The organism is Mastigocoleus testarum BC008, assembly GCF_001456025.1.
Classification (GTDB): domain Bacteria; phylum Cyanobacteriota; class Cyanobacteriia; order Cyanobacteriales; family Nostocaceae; genus Mastigocoleus; species Mastigocoleus testarum.
In genome coordinates, this window is the sequence record NZ_LMTZ01000107.1 from 78,787 (window position 1) to 98,216 (window position 19,430).

Here is a 19,430-nt window from a genome sequence, read left to right on the forward strand (position 1 = left end):
GGACGTAGTATGAGAAGTCTAATGCTATGTCTCCACAATTTTCGAGAAAAGGATTAAGAAAATATAAATAGACAAACCAGACTAAATAGAACCCTCTGCTGTTTCTTCTCTACAAATATTTTGCTGTGAAGAGCGAGGTTCATTATTATAGCTAGGATCTTGAGTACCTAATAACTTATCCCAGAATGTGAAATATAGCCCATAATGCACCTTATACTTACGATGGTGTAATGAGTGATGGGTAGGTCCAATAAACCATTTTCCAAGCCAATTGGGAGGAAATGACGGATTAAACAAGCGAATTCCTAAATGGTTTAATACCGCCCATACGCTCATTGTTAGCAGTGCAGCAATTAAAGGAATAAAATTTAGTGGCAAGACAAAGACTATAACAACAAAAAAAATCCCTTGTATAAATGCTTCAGGTAGATCGAAAGCAAATGATGTCCACGGTGTTACTTCCTTGGAAGCATGGTGACCGTAATGCATCCACTTAAAAAGACGGGGATGGTGGAAAACACGATGTATAAAGTAAAAATAAGTGTCTTGAAGAATAAGAACTATTAGAAAACTTACCCCTAAGTACCATAATCCATATTTATCTATAGAACTATACAAGAGTGTCTTTCCTCCGTCGTACTGTAGCATGATAAATGCTGCACAAAAAGCAAATACAACTCCGGAGATAACTGATAATTTGATATCCTTTCTCATAGAATGCCGCGTTCGCGTTTTGGTATATAATTTCCGCGTTTCGGAGAACTTATCTATTAGGGAGTAAAAGAGTAGGTATATTCCTCCGGCAATAATAAAATATCGACTAAGAATAATTCCAAAGAAAGCAAGCCAATAATACAAAAGCTTGTTTTCGGTTAATAAAAGATTTTGTAGCAATTTAGTTAATTCCTATAATTAGGTTTTATTTATCGTCATGTGAATTTTGGTCTTTCCCATCCCATGAGATGGAGACCCTAAGGTGAAAACTTTCTGTATATCCTAATTTGCGATCGCAAATAATTTATTTCTCATCAAAACTCCTTCCAAGCTTGATTTTTGTAACCATATTGAAAAACTTCAGGATGTATGATTTCTGCCAATATCTCCAATGATTCTACCAATCTTGGTCCAGGACGGTTAAAATAAGAATTCCCGTCGGTAATGTATACTCTGCCACTTTTAACGGCATGTAATTCTTTCCATGTAGGCATTTTAGTTAGTAACTCAGCTTCTTTATGGGTACGATTCAAATCGAAACCACAAGGCATAAATACAATTACATCGGGGTTAGTTTCCAAAATATTCTCCCAATTTATTTTTCCAGAAGATTTACCAGTTTTAGCAAATAAGGGTTTTCCTCCAGCGATAGTAACTAACTCCGGGATCCAATTGGCTGCGATCATTAATGGGTCTGTCCATTCAATACAAGCAACTGTTGGTAGTAACTTACTAGGACTGATTCCTTGAGTTTTATTCGCAACGATTTTGACTCTAGCTTCCAAATTTTCTAGTAATTGTCGCGAGTCCACATCGAAAACACTTCCCACTCGCTCAATGTCAGTCCACACATCTTTGAGCACTTTGGGTTGTAACGAGATAACTTCAACGGAATTTTGAGCGAGTTGAGTAAGTACTTTCTCTACTTCAGAAAGACTGACAGCACAAACATCGCATTGATCCTGAGTCACAATATGTGTTGGTTTTAATTTTTTGATAACATCTGTCTTAACTTCATAAATGCTAAGTGCCGATCGTAGTAAATTATTCACATCACTGTGAATTTCACTACTACTAGCGTCAGTATTTAAACGAGCAGAAGTACAAATTGGGCGATCAATAATTTCTGGTGGATAATCACACTCATGGGAACGCCCTACAATTTTGCTTGTCAGACCTAATGCAGCTAGAATCTCGGTTGCACTGGGAATGAGGGAGATGATTCTGAAGTTGCTGTCTTCCATTGGTCGACCACCTTTTTTTATTTGTTCAATTTTAATTGTGGCAAAATTCTGGGGAATAGGTTATCCTTCCGTGGTTGAAGCTATAAAAAATAAAACAAGAAAATCAAGTAAAATATCGGATGCGAACAATTAAGTTAGTTACGCTGTTTCTTTATTTTTTACCTTTGTATTGTCCCTTTATATATTCATTTTCTGGAACTCTGGATGTACAAAATTTGTCTGCTGAAATTATAGGTAGATAATTTGTGAATGTTTTAGATGATGCCATCTTTCTCATCAGGTGGCTCTATTGGTGGTTTTCATGATAGGTGAATCGTTCGAAGTTCTTTTGTTATTTAACAAATCGCAAGAAGTTGAGCAGGATAAGGACCGCAGTGACGATGTTTGTCCTGAAATTTCACTGCTCGGGGAAACATTGGAGAAACAGCAGGAGATTCACCACAATAATCATAGTCATTTAGCTAAATTACTCCAATCAGAAGCCTTTAACAGTGAATTTGCCTCTCAATTCCAGTTTAATGTAAGTTCATATGAAAACCCACAGGCTGTTTTAGATTTTTTTCAATTAACTTTTTCGATATCAAAACAACCTGATCTTTTTTTATGGGAAAATTTTATACCCACACAAGAAAATTTAGAAATTATCTCCCAAATCTTTTCTCAATTTCCCCATCTAGCAGTGATAGTGGTAGGTGAAGCGAAGGAAGAACGAGCTATTTTACAAGTTTTGCAGCTGGGGGTACAAGATTACTTGGATTGGAGTGAGCTTACACCCAAAATCTTGCGACGAAGTGTATTAAAGGGGGTCAGTCGCCAGCAAAAAATTAACTTGGAACAAAAATTAATCGGTAATACCAAACCAGATTTACAAAGCCAAAAAAAAGTATCTACAAATACATCGAATACGGTCAACAAGCAAGCAGAAGCTGACCTACAAAGACGTGAAAATTCACTACGCAAACAAAGCCAAACATTAGTACAACTTGCTAAAAGTAAAACTTTGTTACAACAAGGAAATTTAAATGTTGCTCTTAGGGAAATTACAGAAGCTGCTGCAAAAACTTTAGAAGTAGAACGAATCAGTGTCTGGTTGTACGACCAAGATAATTTAAAACTGGAATGTGTAAATTTATATGAACTGACTAAAAATTATCATTCCTGCGGTAGAGTCTTAGAACGAAGAAATTACCCCACTTATTTTCAAGCCTTAGCTACAGAAAGAACTATTAATCTTGCTGATGCTGCAAACGACCCTAAAACAGTAGAGTTAAAATCGTCTTATTTGCAGTTGCATAATATCTATTCAATACTCCACGCACAAATTTGGTTATGGGGACGTTTGGTAGGAGTTGTATCCTACGAACATGTAGATAAGATACGATATTGGACTTTAGAAGAAGAAAATTTTGCTGCTTCAATTGCTGATTTTGTTTCTTTAGCTATTGAAGCTAGCGATCGCGCGACAACAGAAAAAGCGTTAAGACGTTCTGAAGGAAAATTACGAGCAATTTTTGAACGTTCTTCCATTGGTATTGGACTCATTGATATGAGTACCAGAATAGTTGATGCGAATCCTGCTTTATGTTTGATGTTGGGATATTCCCACGACCAAATGTATGGCAAACGTTTTACTGATTATATTTCGCCAGATGAATTAAAAAGCGATCTGGAACTTTATCAACAATTAATTGCAGGAATATGCGATCGCTTCGAAATGGAAAGACGTTTTGTACGTCGAGATGGACGGATAGTTTGGACTTTGTTGAGCGTGTCTTTACTTCCAAGCACAGATGCAGAATCAAAGTTATTCTTAGCAATTATTGAAGATATTACTGAACGCAAACACACCGAATTAAAATTAAGACATAGTAAGGAAGCTGCAGAAGCAGGTAGTAGAGCAAAAAGTGAATTTTTGGCTACTATGAGCCACGAGCTACGTACACCTTTAAATGCAATTATGGGTTTGTCACAATTATTACTGCAAAATATTGTTGGCGAGCTTAACGATAAACAAAAACAATATGTAACTTGTATATATACAAGTGGAGAACATTTGCTAGCATTGATTAACGATATTTTAGATTTATCCAAAGTTGAAGCGGGTCGAGAAGAATTATTACTTGCACCTTTAGTCATTCAAGACTTGTGTCAAGTGGTTATCGCCACAGTCAGCGAGCGTGCTCAAGAAAAAAGTTTGGAATTAATTGTAGATATAGATCCCCAAGCCAGAATCTGCATTGCTGACGAACGTAGGATGAAACAAATGTTACTTAATTTGCTCACCAATGCTGTTAAGTTTACACAAAAGGGGAAAATTTCACTTACAGTTAAGAAAATTAGTCATGGGATAAATTTCATTGTTTCTGATACAGGGATTGGAATAGATTCGAGTCAATTCAAATCTTTATTTGAGCCTTTTAAACAGTTAGATAGTCGTCTGAATCGTCATTACGATGGTACGGGTTTGGGATTAGCACTCACACGCAAGCTAATCCAGTTACACGGAGGGGAAATCAGCCTAAAGTCAAAGGTTGGTAAAGGTAGCAGTTTCACTTTGTTTTTACCAGATAGAAACGTTAAAGATGAGTGGGGAGCAATTTTGCAAAATGACTTGGAAGAAGATCGGATTGATAATATTTCTGCTAATTCATTATTCAGTGCGAGAACTAAGCGTATAGCATTAATGGAAGATGAAGTGCATACTGCAAATTTATTACAAGATTATCTGCAAACCTTTGGTTATCGAGTAGAACAATTCGATCCGGTAGAAGATTGTTTGGTGCAAATCAGAAATTATCTACCGGATTTAATTTTGTTAAACACAGAGTTGGAAGGAAATTATAGTGGTTGGGATATATTCCTTCAATTACGCCAGCATAAAAGTTTGCAAGATTTACCTGTCATAATTATGACACCGATGGGAGGCTCGAAGGAATATCCAGAAAGTCTGCAAAGCGATCAAGCGAAAATGAAGCTTTTAGAAGAAGCCCAAGAAGCAGGTACAATTGGCTATTTGAGTAAGCCAATTAGAACGGTGCAGTTAGAATCAATTTTGATGCGTTATTTGAGTTCATCGTAGTTAGTGTTAGTCGATGGAAATATGGGAAATAGATATGCGCTGCATTGAAAAAAATTCATTTGCACGCAATTTATGACGCAAAGAAAATTTCTTAACTGCATAACTAGATAGTGCTTAGAAAGTATTTATAAATGGAAAATAAAATCACTAAACTGCATAACTCCATTACATTTAAACTTATTTAATTAAGGTTTATATAAACTGAATAACAACTTTCAGCTTTACAGCTTTCTGAGACTATGAACTTTGTCTTGCTTATGTTTATTGCGATAGTTCAAGTTTATGGAATTACTTTTTTACTATCCTCTCTTTAAGGAAATACTATTTTTCAAACTTATACTGATGTGAAACTTGTATAATTTCTCCAGAAATTAGAAGTTGACTTCCTAATTCAGAATCGAAAATTTCATCACTAAGCAAGGAAAAGTGAAATGGCTAAAAAGATCTACGCCTTACTTGTTGGAATAAATGATTACAGTAAAGTACCAGATGCTGGTAATTTATATGGTTGTATCAATGATATTGAAACAGTAGAAAAATATTTACGTAACAGGATTGCTACTGAGAATGGAAAATGGAAACTAGTTGAAAATCCAGAAGTTCCTTGGAAACTAACCGATAGTTTAGCAACACGTCAGGCGATTATTGATGGTTTTGAAAAGCATTTATGCAATGCTGATAGTGACGATGTCGTATTATTTTATTATTCTGGTCATGGCTCTCAAGAACCTGCACCAGATGTTTTTAGTAGTGTAGAACAAGATGGCAATCTTGAAACTTTTGTTTGCTATGACAGCCGTACTTACGATAATGATAATAACAAAATTCAAGATTTAGCAGACAAGGAATTAAACTATTTAATTGAGAAAGTTGCAAAAAAAGATCCCCATATTCTAGTTATTTTAGATTCTTGTCACTCTGGTACTGCAACTAGAGATCCAGAGGTTGTGGAACGTCAAGCAAATCCTAATGCAAAAGTAAGAGATTTAAAAGATTTTATTTTCCCCGAAGAATGGGTTAATAAGCGGGTCCGCAGAGATTATCAGCGTCCCAGACATATAGCAATTTCTGCTTGTCGCGATTTTCAAAAAGCGAAAGAGCATGCAGGTACAAATGGTCAAAGTCGTGGTGCTTTTTCTTACTTTTTAACGGAAGCTTTACAACGTACTAATGGTGGTTTATCCTATGCAAATTTAGTCCAAGATATTAATGCCTTGATAACTGGTAAAGTTGAAGATCAGTCACCACAGATAGAAGGAGCAGCAGAGGATTTAAGAGAAGCTTTCTTGGGAGGTGCAGCTGGCGAACCTATAAATTATTTTACTTTGACTTATAACCAAGAAGAGCATCACAGTTGGGTGATTAATGGTGGAATTTTACATGGTATTCGTCCTGAATCAGAAGGAAAGACTTCCCTAGCCATTTTTTCTCAAGGAACTAAGTTAGAAGACTTACAAGAAATTGATAAAGCAATTTGTAATGCTGAAGTTACCCAAGTAATGACTGAAGCTAGCAAAGTGGTACTGTTTGATGAGAATAACGAGGAAATCAATTTACCTCAGGAACAAGCTTATTGGGGGGTAATTAGCGATATCCCCTTACCAAATTTGAAGGTATTTTTTACAGGGGATGAAGCTGGTAAAAGTATAGTTATTAAAGAATTTGAAAAAAGTGAAAATAAGTTTGTAGCAACAGCAGATTTAGAGGAGAATGCAGATTATTATTTAGAAGCTGATAAAGGTCAATACTGGATTACGCAACCAAGCGATCACAAACCACTAGTAGCACCTATTCCGGAAATACCAGATAAGCAAGGATATACTCAACAACGCGCAAAGCAAATAATAAAACGTTTGGAGCATATCGCGCGTTGGAAAAATATTTTGGAATTGAAAACTCCACCTACTAGTCAGATTAAACCTGGTGATGTGGAGATGAAAGTTATCCTTACTTCTAGGAGTGAAGAAGATTCTTCAAAAGATGGGATATCCCGTTTATCTGCTTTATCCGCAGAGTATACCTTTGAAAATAATAAATTCAAGGAACCAAGGATAAAAATTAAGGTTACAAATCATTGTGACAAAGACGTTTATTTCCAGGTATTGGAATTAGCAGAAGATTATGAAATACAGGTGACTAAATTTTTTAATGAAAGAGGTAGTATCTTCTTACCAAAAAAGCCAGATCGAGGTGAAAGTTGTAGAGAAGGAAAAGAATTAGAATTTTTCATTCCTGATAATTATTTAAGGAATGGAATCAGGAAGTTTGATGACATTTATAAATTAATTGTTAGTACTAGAGATTTTGATGCAAGTTTACTCGAACAGCGAGAATTAGATATTCCTCCTCCAACAAAACGTTCTGTTGGTTTATCAGGTACTCTTAACAGATTGATGGATAGAGTTTATACCCGCAAAACAAGAGAGGTAGTAGACGAGTACATTAATAACTGGATGACTCAAGAAGTCAAAGTTACTTTGATCAAACCACCTGGTGGAGTAGAAATCAAAGAATCTGAACCTACTAGGTTACTTACTGGGGTAAATTTACAAGGACATTCCAGTTTCAAAGGTAAATTTAGTATTAATCCTTTACCTCCAATTAGTCGCGACCCTAATAGTAATGTCATCCCACCGATTTTTTTGCAGGACCAAACTACTGTTCTACGAGATGGAAGGAGATTACCTGAGCCATATAACTTTAATATGACTCGTGGTGGTGGTGGAAATTTGAGTGTCTTAGAAATCGTCGATCTGAAAAATCGCGAAAGCGTTACACCAGAAAATCCCATCAAATTAATAGTAGAACGACGGTCATTATCTGGAGAACATATCTTACCCGTTGCTTATGATGGAGAATTTTTCTTACCTTTGGGTAAAGCTAAGACAGTAAATGGTAAAACAGAAATTAGTATCGAGCGTTTACCCGAACCAATAACCGATAGTCGCAGTTTGCAAGGTTCAATTAAAATACTTTTCCAAAAAATTATCTACGAAAGTGCGGGTAAAGGATTAGGTGCTAAGTTCTCCTATCCACTTTTAAGAATTGCAAACATCTCTGACACTGGACGGGTAACGTATAACGTTAACAGCAAAGAAATTCGCGAAAAAGTAGCCTCAGCCAATAAGATTTTACTTTATATTCACGGTATTACCGGTGATACAGAAACTTTACTCCCCAGCGTACAATTGACAGCAGAGTTTATAGGAGAAAGTCTCAAGGAAAAGGGTAAATATGATTTAATCCTGGCTTTTGAATACGAAAGTATAAAGACGAAAATTCAGCAAAGCGCTAAAGATCTCAAACAAAGATTAGAAGAAGTTGGTTTAACTGCAAATCACGGTAAGCAATTACATATTGTTGCTCATTCAATGGGTGGTTTAGTATCTCGTGCTTTTATCGAGCAAGAAGGTGGAAATGAATTTGTCCAACATTTGGTAATGTTGGGTACACCTAATGCTGGTTCCCCCTGGTCGCAAATTCAAGATTGGGTTTTTACTGCTCTTGGTATAGGTTTAAATCAACTTTCTAGTGTTGCTTGGCCTATAAATATTATTAGTGGATTGCTGGCATTTTTGGAAGCTAATGATGATGCTTTAGACCAAATGAAATATCAAAGCGATTTTATGCAAAGCATCGCCCAAAATAACGACCCCAATGTTCAGTATACAATCATTGCTGGCGATCGCTCAATTCGTCCCGAAGCATTGCAAGTCGAACCTGGAAAAAACTCCAGTAAAATACAGCGACTAATGCGGAAATTGTTTGGTTCTGCTGTAGATAATGTTGTAAATATGGCGTTTTTCAATCAACCAAATGATATTGCTGTGAGCTTGGAAAGTATGACAAGTATTAGTACACAGAGAAACCCTCAGCCTAGGATTATATCTCCGATTGCTTGCGACCATCTTACTTATTTCACTAGTGAAGCTGGTTTACTTGCGTTAGTACAAGCACTATGTGAGGATTTGTAACTTTTCTGTATTAGCGACATCTGCTCATGATGTCGCTATTTTTTGCGATCTTTGATTATTGGAAGATTAATCATATAATTTATGTATGATTTGTAACTAAATACAAAAATTATCTAAGTGTAGTTATTGAGCTTTTATTATCAAGTTTTAGAGTTTATGGAACTGACAGAGAAAGAACTTAATTTACTATGTGAGGCAATATATAAAGTTTATCCATGCTCAGAGCAATTAGAGGAAATTTTAAATCAAAATGAAGATTTAAACGAAAAATTAATTTTAAAGATTGATAGTTCTAACTTACTGGATGATGATTCTTTATGCACATTGAATAAATATAATCAAAACAATTCAGAAAATGAAAATGAAAAAGTTAAATTATTAATTTTAGAGGCATATAATACTAATTTTATAAATTACAAAAATGAATATAATGAGATTATGTATTCAATAAAGAGTAATAATTCCATCATATTCGATATAAATAAAGATAAAGTAGTAGTAAAAGAAACTCAAGAATTCCATGACGCAACATTAAGTAGAGAGTATCAGATATGTCATTTTTTGGGTCATGGTAATAATGGGGTTATATTGAGTAGCGAAGAAATAACACCGGAAAAATTAAAATCATATTTTCAATACAGAAGTAAATGTAAGTGTGTTATCTTTAATGCTTGTTCTTCAGAGGAAGCAGCAAAGCAAGTTAGCGAGCATATTGACTATGCTATTGGTATGACCCAAGTTATAAACGACGAAGTCGCAATTAAATTTGCGGGAGGTTTTTATCGTGGGTTACAGAATGGAATTGATAATAATCAAGAAATATTTTTGACAGGTTTTAGAGAGGGTATAGTTGCTATTAAAGGGGATAAAAATTCGCAAGAAAATATACCTGTTTTATATATTAATTATAAACAAGCAATTTTAAGTTTACTGAAGCAATTAGATTATAAAGGTAAAATAGAAGATTTTATAAAAATATTATGCGGTGCTTTTCCAAACAATAAAATATTTAGGATTTATTCATATCCTGTCAAAAAAGCTGATTTAAATAACTTTATAAATATTATCAACGGTATAAATCAAGATAATATTTGGAGATCGGTTCTCACTGCTTATAGAGAAACTTTACCAAAGGACGCAATTGTAGATAACAGTGACCTGAATAATCCGCTAGAGATAAATGATATTATAGATATTTTATGCGAACAATACCCATATTCATTACACGAAGAAAATATTTATAAAGATATTCCGAGTATTTTAGAGTTCGCTAAAAATCTAGCTAGTAAATTTTTAGAAAATAGTGAAGGATATCAAATAATACAGCGTTGGGTTGAAGAGGTATCATCAAAATTAAGTATCAAAGTAGATGTAAACCCTAAAATTGAATCTAAATCGACATTAGAGCAACAAACTTTTTTATCGATATTCGTCTCTCCCGAAGGATCTAAATTTCGTCTAGAAGCAGAATATGTTTTAGACGATAATCAAAATCTTCAACCCCAGCCTTTTGATTTTCAAGACCGAGAAAGTAATAATTATAAAGCCGATAAGGGTTTTATATGTTCGGAGAAAGAAATCCCCTCAGTTCTAGATAAAATTATTAATAATTTTATGAGTAGTTTTAGAGAAGAAATGGTGAAACCAACTATAGAAATATTTTTACCATATAAATATTTAGGAAAAAATTTAGATAACGAGTGGCGTATAAAAGATGATTTTAAAGATGAAATTGCTATCGTCCAAGAATACAAGATAATCTTTTATCCTCTAGAGCGTTTTACAGGTAATAATTCTTATTCCAGTTTTAAAGAAGTTTGGTTAATATTTGAAGATATTTTAAGAAGTGACGCTGATATAAATTCAATTATTACACATGTGGAAACAATCCAGAAAATCGATAAAAATTACAGAAAGCTAGCTAAACATTTAAAGTTAAAGAGAAAAATAGGTGTTAAATTAATGTCTCATTTTCCAGTCAAAGAAAAAGAACAAGAATATTTTTGGAGAACTATTTTGAGTGGAGGAATACCTCTTGTTTTTTGGACAAGATATCATCGCAAAGATAATATTAATTTAGATGATATCGACATTTACTTAACCAAAAAATATTTAGAAAATAATTTTGCAAATTTTATTTTTCAAATGTGTAAGATTCGTCAAGATGCTTATGATGATGAAGACAATCAGGAAGATAAATTAGGTTATCATCTCGGCTTTTTGTGCGACAATCTCAATCGAATAAAAAAAAGTAAGCTTTTAAAATCATTCTTGTAATTTTTAAATGAAAAGTCATCAAGTCATGGAAGATAAACAAGATAAAGAAAAGGAAGACTGGCAATTATTTTATGGTGATGGGAAGCGCCATTATCATTTATGTAATATACAAGACACAAACATATGTGAAGGAAAAAACGACCTGTTAAATCGAAATTTCCCCGCTCCTCCTCCTTGGAGAAAATTCCACAAAATTAACAAAGAGGAACAAAAAGAAATTAACCAACGCTGGGATGATATTCAAGAACTAGCTGAATCGGAAGAAAATACGCGAGGACGAAAAAGAGGTCAAAATTACCGCATTTATGTGGATCAAGCAAGTCTTGATGGAGAAGAAATCACCGATGCTGCTCGAGAAGTTCTTAATGCTGTAAATGCTGCATTATATTTGCGTAGACCTGTTTTGGTGACAGGAAATCCTGGTTCGGGAAAAACTTCCTTAGCTTATGCGATCGCTTATGAATTGAATTTAGGTCCCGTTCTCGCTTGGTCTATTACTGCACGTTCGACTTTACAAGATGGACTTTATCGTTATGATGCCATTGGTCGGTTACAAGATGCAGAAAAAAATGGTCGTTTACAGGATCTAGAAAAAAATCATCGAGAACAATCTATCGGCAACTATATTACTTTAGGTGCTCTGGGAACTGCTTTTTTACCTTCAAAATTTCCTAGAGTTTTATTAATTGATGAAATTGATAAAAGCGATATTAATTTACCTAACGACTTATTGCATATTTTTGAAGAAGGTGCATTTAAAATTCCGGAGTTAGTCCGTAGAGTCAAAGATACTGAAAAAGAAACTAACACTGAAAAAGTTTTTACCTCAGATGGAGAAATAAAAGCTACCATTCGGCGAGGGAAAGTACTGTGTGCAGAATTCCCAATTGTGGTGATGACCAGTAATGGAGAACGGGAATTTCCACCTGCTTTTTTACGACGGTGTTTGCGAGTAAGAATGCCAGATCCTCAAGGAGAAGCCCTCAAAAGTATTGTCAAAGCCCATTTTGGGGAAGAAGAATTTAAAAAGACTGAAGTCGAAATCTCTAAGCTAATTGAGTATTTTGAAGAAAAAGAAGGCGAGCGCTCGCCGGATCAATTGTTAAATGCTATACATTTACTTACAAATCATATTAGCCTTGAAGCTTTAGATAAAAATGGCTTAAAGGATTTGTTATTCAAGAGTTTGTCTATTAGTGAGGAATTATAGTGGTTTGTCTTTGTTTCTTTGCAGAGACGACCCAACCAATCGCAATTAAAAAATTAACAGCTTGAACTGAATGTAATATTGTCAAAGAGATTGGGGGAAGGGTCTAAACAATGAGCAATGAAGCATCATCAAAGTTTGAAAAACTTATCGCAACCCTACAGCAGCAACTAAAATTAACCAGTGTAGAAATTGCAGATATCTTATGGTTAGCCCAGCAAAGTAAAATAACCATTAAAAAAAATTCTAACGCCAATCCAACAACAGAAGAACTTGACAAATTAGCAGAAGCAAAAGATAGAACAAAACAAACCTCAGAAAAAACCGATACCTCAACTACTCCTGTCGTTACTCAACCAACACAATCACAAGCAGAAGTTATTGCTAAATCCAACCCCTCTGGTTCCAGTTCCAGTTCTACTTCTGGTGACACCCTTGAGATAAAAGTCCCCGATGCACCGGGCTTACGTCAACCGCTAAAATTAGCAAGAGCTTTACGTCCTTTAATCCAAAGAATTGATTCACAGACAGAGATAATTTTAGACGAAGAAGCTACTACTAAAAGAATTGCTGACGAGCGCATTTCCATTCCTGTTTTTCAACCAGTTCAAGAACCAGCATTTGATTTGATATTGGTGGTAGATGAAAGCAACACCATGATTTTTTGGCGCAAAACTATCCAACAGTTACATAAACTCCTCAAAGTACAAGGTGCTTTTCGAGATGTACAAGTTTGGAGAATGGGAACCAAGGAAGAGATATATCTCAGACGCGGGATGGGTACAAAAGCTAGCACATATCGTCATTGTCAACCCCGCTCCCTGATTGACCCTAGTGGTAAGCGTTTGTTTTTGATTGCAAGTGATTGCGTTGCCGATATTTGGCATAATGGTAAAGCTTTTGAGATGCTCAAAATTTGGGCACAAAAACATCCTGTGGCGATTATACAGATGTTACCTCAATGGCTATGGCAAAGAACTGGACTGAGTTTAGGAGCAAAAGTACAGTTTTCGAGCTTAAATCCTAGAATACCTAACCAAGATTTATTAATTAAAAAAATATTACTCTGGGATGATATCGACTTTAGAATGGGAACCAAAATTCCCATATTCACCCTAGAAGAAGATTCTGCAAAAACTTGGAGCAAAATGATTGGGGGGAGAGGTGAAGCTTATGTCACGGGATTTGTTTTTTCTCCTAACCTAGAAGACTTTACCTCTTTTACATTACCTGACGAAGATTCTTCAAGACCAGAAATAGAAGAACCAGAAACAACAGAGGAAATCACCTCTAATTTCCGTCGAACAGCTTCCCGGATTGCACGAAAATTAGCCAGTTTGTTATCTGCTGCACCTATCATTAACTTACCAATTGTGCGAATAATTCAAGCGCAAATGTTTCCACAATCTCAACAAGTCCACGTTGCAGAAGTTTTTTTGGGTGGAATAATTAAGCGGAAACAAGAAAGTAAAACAGAAAAAAACGAAATCACATCAGAAACAAATCCAGACGAAATAGAATTTGAGTTTATCAGCGAAGATGTCAGGAATAATTTTCTTGATGCTGCTCCCATTAGCGATTCTTTAGAAATTATTGAGGTCATTTCCAAGTATTTCGCCAAGAAACTTGATAAAACCCTTCTTGAATTTAATGCTTTACTCAGGAAACCACAACAGGTCGATGAGGAAAATAGAGAGGAAATAAAACCTTTTGCATTACTGAGCGCAAAAGTTTTAAAACGCTTAGGAGGAGATTATGTTCGGTTTGCAGAGGAAATGGAACAAGGGTGGGACGATCAGATATTTGAAGTAGCGTCAACCGATTCTACCTCAATGTCTAAGAAGGTTAGGAACATTTATGCTGTATTAGTAGGAATTGATAACTACCCAAATCCTACTTTTCGTCTCAAGAGTTGTGTCAACGATGTAGCAGCACTCGAAGAATATTTGCGATCACAGATAAAAGCAGAAGTTCAATTACATTTAAAAACTCTCAAAGATCGGGAAGCAACCCGTCAAGCAATCATTGATAGTTTTCGCCAGCATTTGTGTCAAGCTGAAAGTAATGATGTTGCTTTATTTTATTATGCCGGTCATGGTTCCCAAGAGCTAGCACCACCAGAATTCTGGGATTTTGAACCAGACAAATTGAATAACACCCTAGTTTGTTATGACAGTCATCTTGAAGGAGGTTGGGATTTAGCAGATAAGGAATTAGACAAGTTAATTTCAGAAATCGCACAAAAAAATCCTCACATTATCTTGATTTTAGATTGCTCTCATTCGGGTTCAAGAACTAGAAACCCATCACAGCAAACTGCAGTCCGTGAATCATTTTCAAACGATGAGCGTACTCGTCCTTTAGATAGCTTTATTTTTTCACCCGAAGAAATCCTCAACTTAACTACATCAGGTAAACAAAATTTTGATTTACCCACAGGACGACATATTTTATTTGCATCTTGTCAAAAATCGGAAACCGCCAAAGAATACAGAACAGATGATGGCATATCGCGAGGAGCTTTTTCTTACTTTTTGACAGAAACTCTTAAGCAAACCCAAGGAAATCTAACTTATCGAGACTTATTTCAACGAACTAATGCTTTGGTAAGGAGTAAAATCAGAAATCAATCTCCACAGTTAGAAGCAACTATTGCAGAAGATTTAGACCAATTATTTTTGAGCGGTGCAATTGGCTCTCGCTATTCTTATTGTACTGTGTCATATCACAAGGTATATGGTTGGGTGATCGATGGTGGTGCAATACACGGTATACCTCATCCAAATGGTGAGGAAACCATGCATTTGGCTCTTTTCCCCATTGAAGCCCAAAGGCAAGATTTACGAAAATTATCGAATAAAATCGGAGAAGCGAAGGTTACCGAAGTTTTACCGCAGTTAAGTAAAATCGAAATTAGCAGCGATATGAATTTCGATCTGCAACAAACCTTTAAAGCTGTTATCACTAGTTTGCCTTTACCACCAAAAGCTGTAAGTTTTGTGGGTGATTTAGAAGGAGTACAACTATTAAGAGAAGCATTGCCAATTATTACATATAATTTCAAACCTTCGCTATATGTTCGAGAAATTAGGGGTAACAATAGAGCAGAACTTAAGGTATTAGCTCATAACGAAGAATATATTATCACTCGAACTGGCAATAGTTTACCCATAGTTAAACCAATTCAAGGCTACACAAAAAATAATGCGATTAAAATAATTAAACGCTTGGAACATATTTCCCGATGGATAATAATTTCTCAACTCTCAAATATTCAGACAAATGAAATTAAAGCTGGTGACGTGAAGATGGAAGTCATCAACAAAGATGGTGAGGTTTTATCCCCATCAAGAGACATGCATTTTTCATATAAATATCAGGATGAAAAATTGCAACCACCTGAATTTAAACTTAAACTTACCAATACAACCAATAAGACACTTTACTGTACTTTGGTATGCATTTCAGATAGTTACTCGATTAGCGCCCCATTTTTTGAATCAGGTTGCATCAAGCTTGAAGCACAACAAGAAGCTTATGCTCTTGATGGCGAAGAATTGTTACTCGAAATACCAGACGATTATTGGGAACAAGGAATTACTGAGTACCAAGACATTGTTAAATTAATTGTATGTGAAGGAGAATTCGATGGGAGATTGCTAACTCAAGGTAAACTTGATGCTCCTCATAATGTATCAAGAAATACAATAAGCAGGGGGCAAAGTAGTCTTGAGCATTTAATGAATCGCATGCAAAATCGTGAAATCAGACCCAAAGGTAATGCATTTAGATTTGACGATTGGTACATTGAGGACATCAGATTTACTACAGTCCGACCTTTACCTACACCTGAAAAAGAGGAAAATACACTAGTATTATTATCTGACATAAGCTTTGAGACCGTAACCGTCAACAGTTGCGGTGAAATCATCAACCGAGAAACCAAAACTGCCCAATATTTCACTGAGAACATTCCTGACAACATCACCTTGGATATGGTTTACATCCCCGGTGGTAAATTCATGATGGGGACAGCAGATGAAGAAGTCGAAAGACTGATTGAAAAATTTCCTGATTATGAGGAATATTTCAGATGGGAACAACCCCAGCATGAAGTAACAGTTCCAGCTTTCTTTATGGGTAAGTATCCAGTCACCCAAGCACAATGGAAAGCCGTTGCTAATTTACCTCAAGTAGAAAAAGAATTAAAACTCGATCCATCTGAGTTCAAAGGTGATATGCTACCAGTAGAACAAGTTGACTGGTTCGATGCAGTCGAATTCTGCAAGCGATTGTCAAATCACACAGGGAAACAATATCGTCTTCCCAGTGAAGCAGAATGGGAATATGCTTGTCGTGCCGGAACAACAACGCCCTTCCATTTTGGCGAAACTATTACCCATGAGTTAGCCAATTATGACGTCCAAAATACCTTTGCCGAAGAACCCCAGGGAGAGTACACAGAGAAAACAACTCCAGTAGGAACATTTCCGCCAAACCCTTTTTGCCTATATGATATGCACGGAAATGTCTGGGAATGGTGTTATGATGAATGGCACAATAGTTATGAAAATGCCCCATTTGATGGGAGTTCGTTGCATAATGCAAATAATATAAATACTAAAAATAATGATCGAGTGCTGCGCGGTAGTTCTTGGCTCAATAATCCTCTTATCTGCCGTTCTACTCTTCGCGTCAGGAACAATCCCGTCAACAGGGATGGCAGCTACGGTTTTCGGGTTGTTTGCGTTGTTTCCTTCAGGGCTCTTCCATAGCCCTTTTCACTTTATTCCTTTGTCCCTTTGCCCTTCTTCCTTTTACCCTCTCTTATTATAGCGTAGCGCAGCGGAGCTATAAAAATTTTTTTCAAAATTTAGGGTTTTTCAAGTTTTTTCTCAGAATCCAAGTTATATATAGAAATTAGGTTTATTAATAATCGCAATATTTTAAAAATATCTAGAGTCTATTCTTCTTGGTTTCAGCCTGAGTTTAACTTTAAATTTGGTTGCCACATATCAATATCTCATCAATAATTTGTCTGATTACAAATCATCTCATACCACATGTTTTGTTAACGGTGCGTTACGGCGCGGTAATAAAGGTAACCTTAAAAAGACATTCTCTTGCGCGCCTAACGCACCCTACAGGCTTATTGGAATCTAAACCGGCTTCCAACCTTCCTTGATACTTGGAGCTTTCACTGGTGCGCTAAATATGTTGAGAAAACCTCTTTGACGTTTTTGCGGTCTTTCTTGGGTCATATTCCATAAGGTTTCATAGAAAAAGAAAGAAACTCCTGCAAAATTGCGATCGCGTACTGCTTGGACTTGTTCCTCAACTTGCTTTATAGGAACATACTTGCGTTTTAAACCCGTCAAAATACCAATACTGACAGGAATGTGACGACGTGCAGCTTTGACTTCTGGACGTTCTAACTCATCAACAAACACATTCATATCATTGCGATATAACTGTATAATAAGTTCTTCTACTAGTCCCATACGTTCCCATCTTGCCCAATCAGCCAAGAAAAATTCGTAGGAAAAACGCTGAGGATTGGGCGATACAGACATTACACAATCTTGTTTGGCTTCTTTTACAGCGAAGAATAGCTGTTTCATAAAATCAGTGATTTTATCTGCTCGCCATTTTACCCATTCTGGATCTTTGGTGTCTTTTGGTGGAGCTTTCCCGGAATGTTCTTTTTTGTATAACTCTACCGTATATTCGTCGTATCCTAATTCTCCAGGTAAACCAAAGTGGTCGTCAACTTGAACGCCATCAATATCGTAGTTTTTGACGACTTCCACAATCAAGTCTTTCATGTAGTTTTGGACGTCAGGACGAAAAGGACTCAACCAAACGCGATCGTGAATTCCTTCTTTCCAAATTTTGGTTCCATCGCTGCGAGAAGTTATCCACTCGGGATTTCGCTTTACTAGCTGTGAATCAGCTGGAGCCATAAAGCCAAATTCAACCCAAGGAATTACTCTCAAGCCTTTTGCATGTCCCAATTGTACTACTTCCTTGAGCATATCTCGTCGCCGCAGTCCTGGCGTGGGGTCTACACTTTTCCCAATGAATTTTTTCGCAACTTTACTGGGATAGAGAGTATAGCCCCAATTATAAACCGTTGGATATACAACATTAAAATTGAACTGTTTGAGACGATTTAAAGCAGCATTCAGACGTCTTCTCCCAAACAGAACTTGACTATCAATATTAGTCAACCAAACTCCCCTCAGTTCTTGTTGCGTTGAGTTGTTTGCAAGCAAAGTTTGCTTGAATGCGGAACTACTCAGAAAAAAAACAGGTAAGTTGGCGATATTTTGCGCATAGGTAGGAACTGAGGAAAACATCAGTGTAGCTACCATACCCAAAGCAATCAACCCTGTAAAAAATGACTTTTTTTTGCCAGGATAACTAATATATTCTGGCAGAAATTTAACACACCACTTTTTTAAAGTATTTATCATGAGATTGATGGAAAACTTCACAAGCACCATGAAATTATCAGACATCAATGACCGAAAAAATAGTCCATAAGTTGCTTTTTCATGTTGTTTTTTAATTAAATTTTTATTCTGAGTTGTTAAGAGGTGTGATTATATTGCACTACGTAGTTAGGTTAGAACATACACTTTTGAATTGCGCGTAGCGCTATATACTCGTCAATAATTAAACAAACCGATCACAACTATTCTAAATTTATTATTGAATTTACTAAAGGTTTACAAAGCAAAGCCCTTTAAAAACGGGGATTATAGCGAGCGTGGGGTGAAACACCTCACCCTCATAACGTGAGCCGTGATTATGATGAATCTAGGTTATCCCAAATCAGTGTCATCAAACTTGCTTAGTATCAATATGCCTTGACTTATTAAGTAAGTTTGCTGATATTCCTTTAACGGTCGCTCAAATTTAGTCCAAGTTCA

At 35.9% G+C, this 19,430-nt stretch carries 8 protein-coding genes; 5 read left to right on the top strand and 3 right to left on the bottom strand.

Going from position 1 to position 19,430, the window contains the following annotated elements; translation table 11 throughout:
- Positions 1 to 81 precede the first annotated feature (81 nt).
- On the bottom strand, positions 82 to 714 hold the full coding sequence (locus BC008_RS25775; protein WP_321170091.1) for a sterol desaturase family protein: 633 nt from the start codon (positions 712 to 714) through the stop codon (positions 82 to 84).
- 314 nt (positions 715 to 1,028) lie between these two features.
- Entirely contained in the window at positions 1,029 to 1,958 is a 930-nt protein-coding gene (locus BC008_RS25780; RefSeq protein WP_027843100.1) for a cobalamin-binding protein, read from the bottom strand.
- A gap of 301 nt (positions 1,959 to 2,259) precedes the next feature.
- On the opposite strand from BC008_RS25780, the gene BC008_RS25785 reads away from it, so the two are divergent.
- The 5 genes from BC008_RS25785 (at position 2,260) to BC008_RS25805 (ending at position 17,270) form a co-directional block, all read left to right on the top strand.
- Entirely contained in the window at positions 2,260 to 5,037 is a 2,778-nt protein-coding gene (locus tag BC008_RS25785) for a PAS domain S-box protein (RefSeq protein ID WP_082650637.1), read from the top strand.
- Between the two features lie 431 nt (positions 5,038 to 5,468).
- Positions 5,469 to 9,011: a caspase family protein gene (locus tag BC008_RS25790; protein WP_027843102.1), complete on the top strand. Its 3,543-nt coding sequence runs from the start codon at positions 5,469 to 5,471 to the stop codon at positions 9,009 to 9,011.
- Between the two features lie 156 nt (positions 9,012 to 9,167).
- The gene (locus tag BC008_RS25795) at positions 9,168 to 11,288 is read left to right on the top strand and encodes a VMAP-C domain-containing protein (protein WP_027843103.1); all 2,121 of its coding nucleotides are present in this window, start codon (positions 9,168 to 9,170) and stop codon (positions 11,286 to 11,288) included.
- Between the two features lie 7 nt (positions 11,289 to 11,295).
- Positions 11,296 to 12,498: an AAA family ATPase gene (locus tag BC008_RS25800; RefSeq protein ID WP_235595939.1), complete on the top strand. Its 1,203-nt coding sequence runs from the start codon at positions 11,296 to 11,298 to the stop codon at positions 12,496 to 12,498.
- Between the two features lie 110 nt (positions 12,499 to 12,608).
- On the top strand, positions 12,609 to 17,270 hold the full coding sequence (locus BC008_RS25805) for an SAV_2336 N-terminal domain-related protein (protein WP_058184023.1): 4,662 nt from the start codon (positions 12,609 to 12,611) through the stop codon (positions 17,268 to 17,270).
- Positions 17,271 to 17,654: 384 nt separating this feature from the next.
- Here BC008_RS25805 and BC008_RS25810 read toward each other — a convergent pair whose 3' ends face one another.
- Positions 17,655 to 18,971, bottom strand: a complete 1,317-nt coding sequence (locus BC008_RS25810; protein ID WP_027843105.1) for a glycoside hydrolase family 10 protein — start codon at positions 18,969 to 18,971, stop codon at positions 17,655 to 17,657.
- Positions 18,972 to 19,430: the final 459 nt, after the last annotated feature.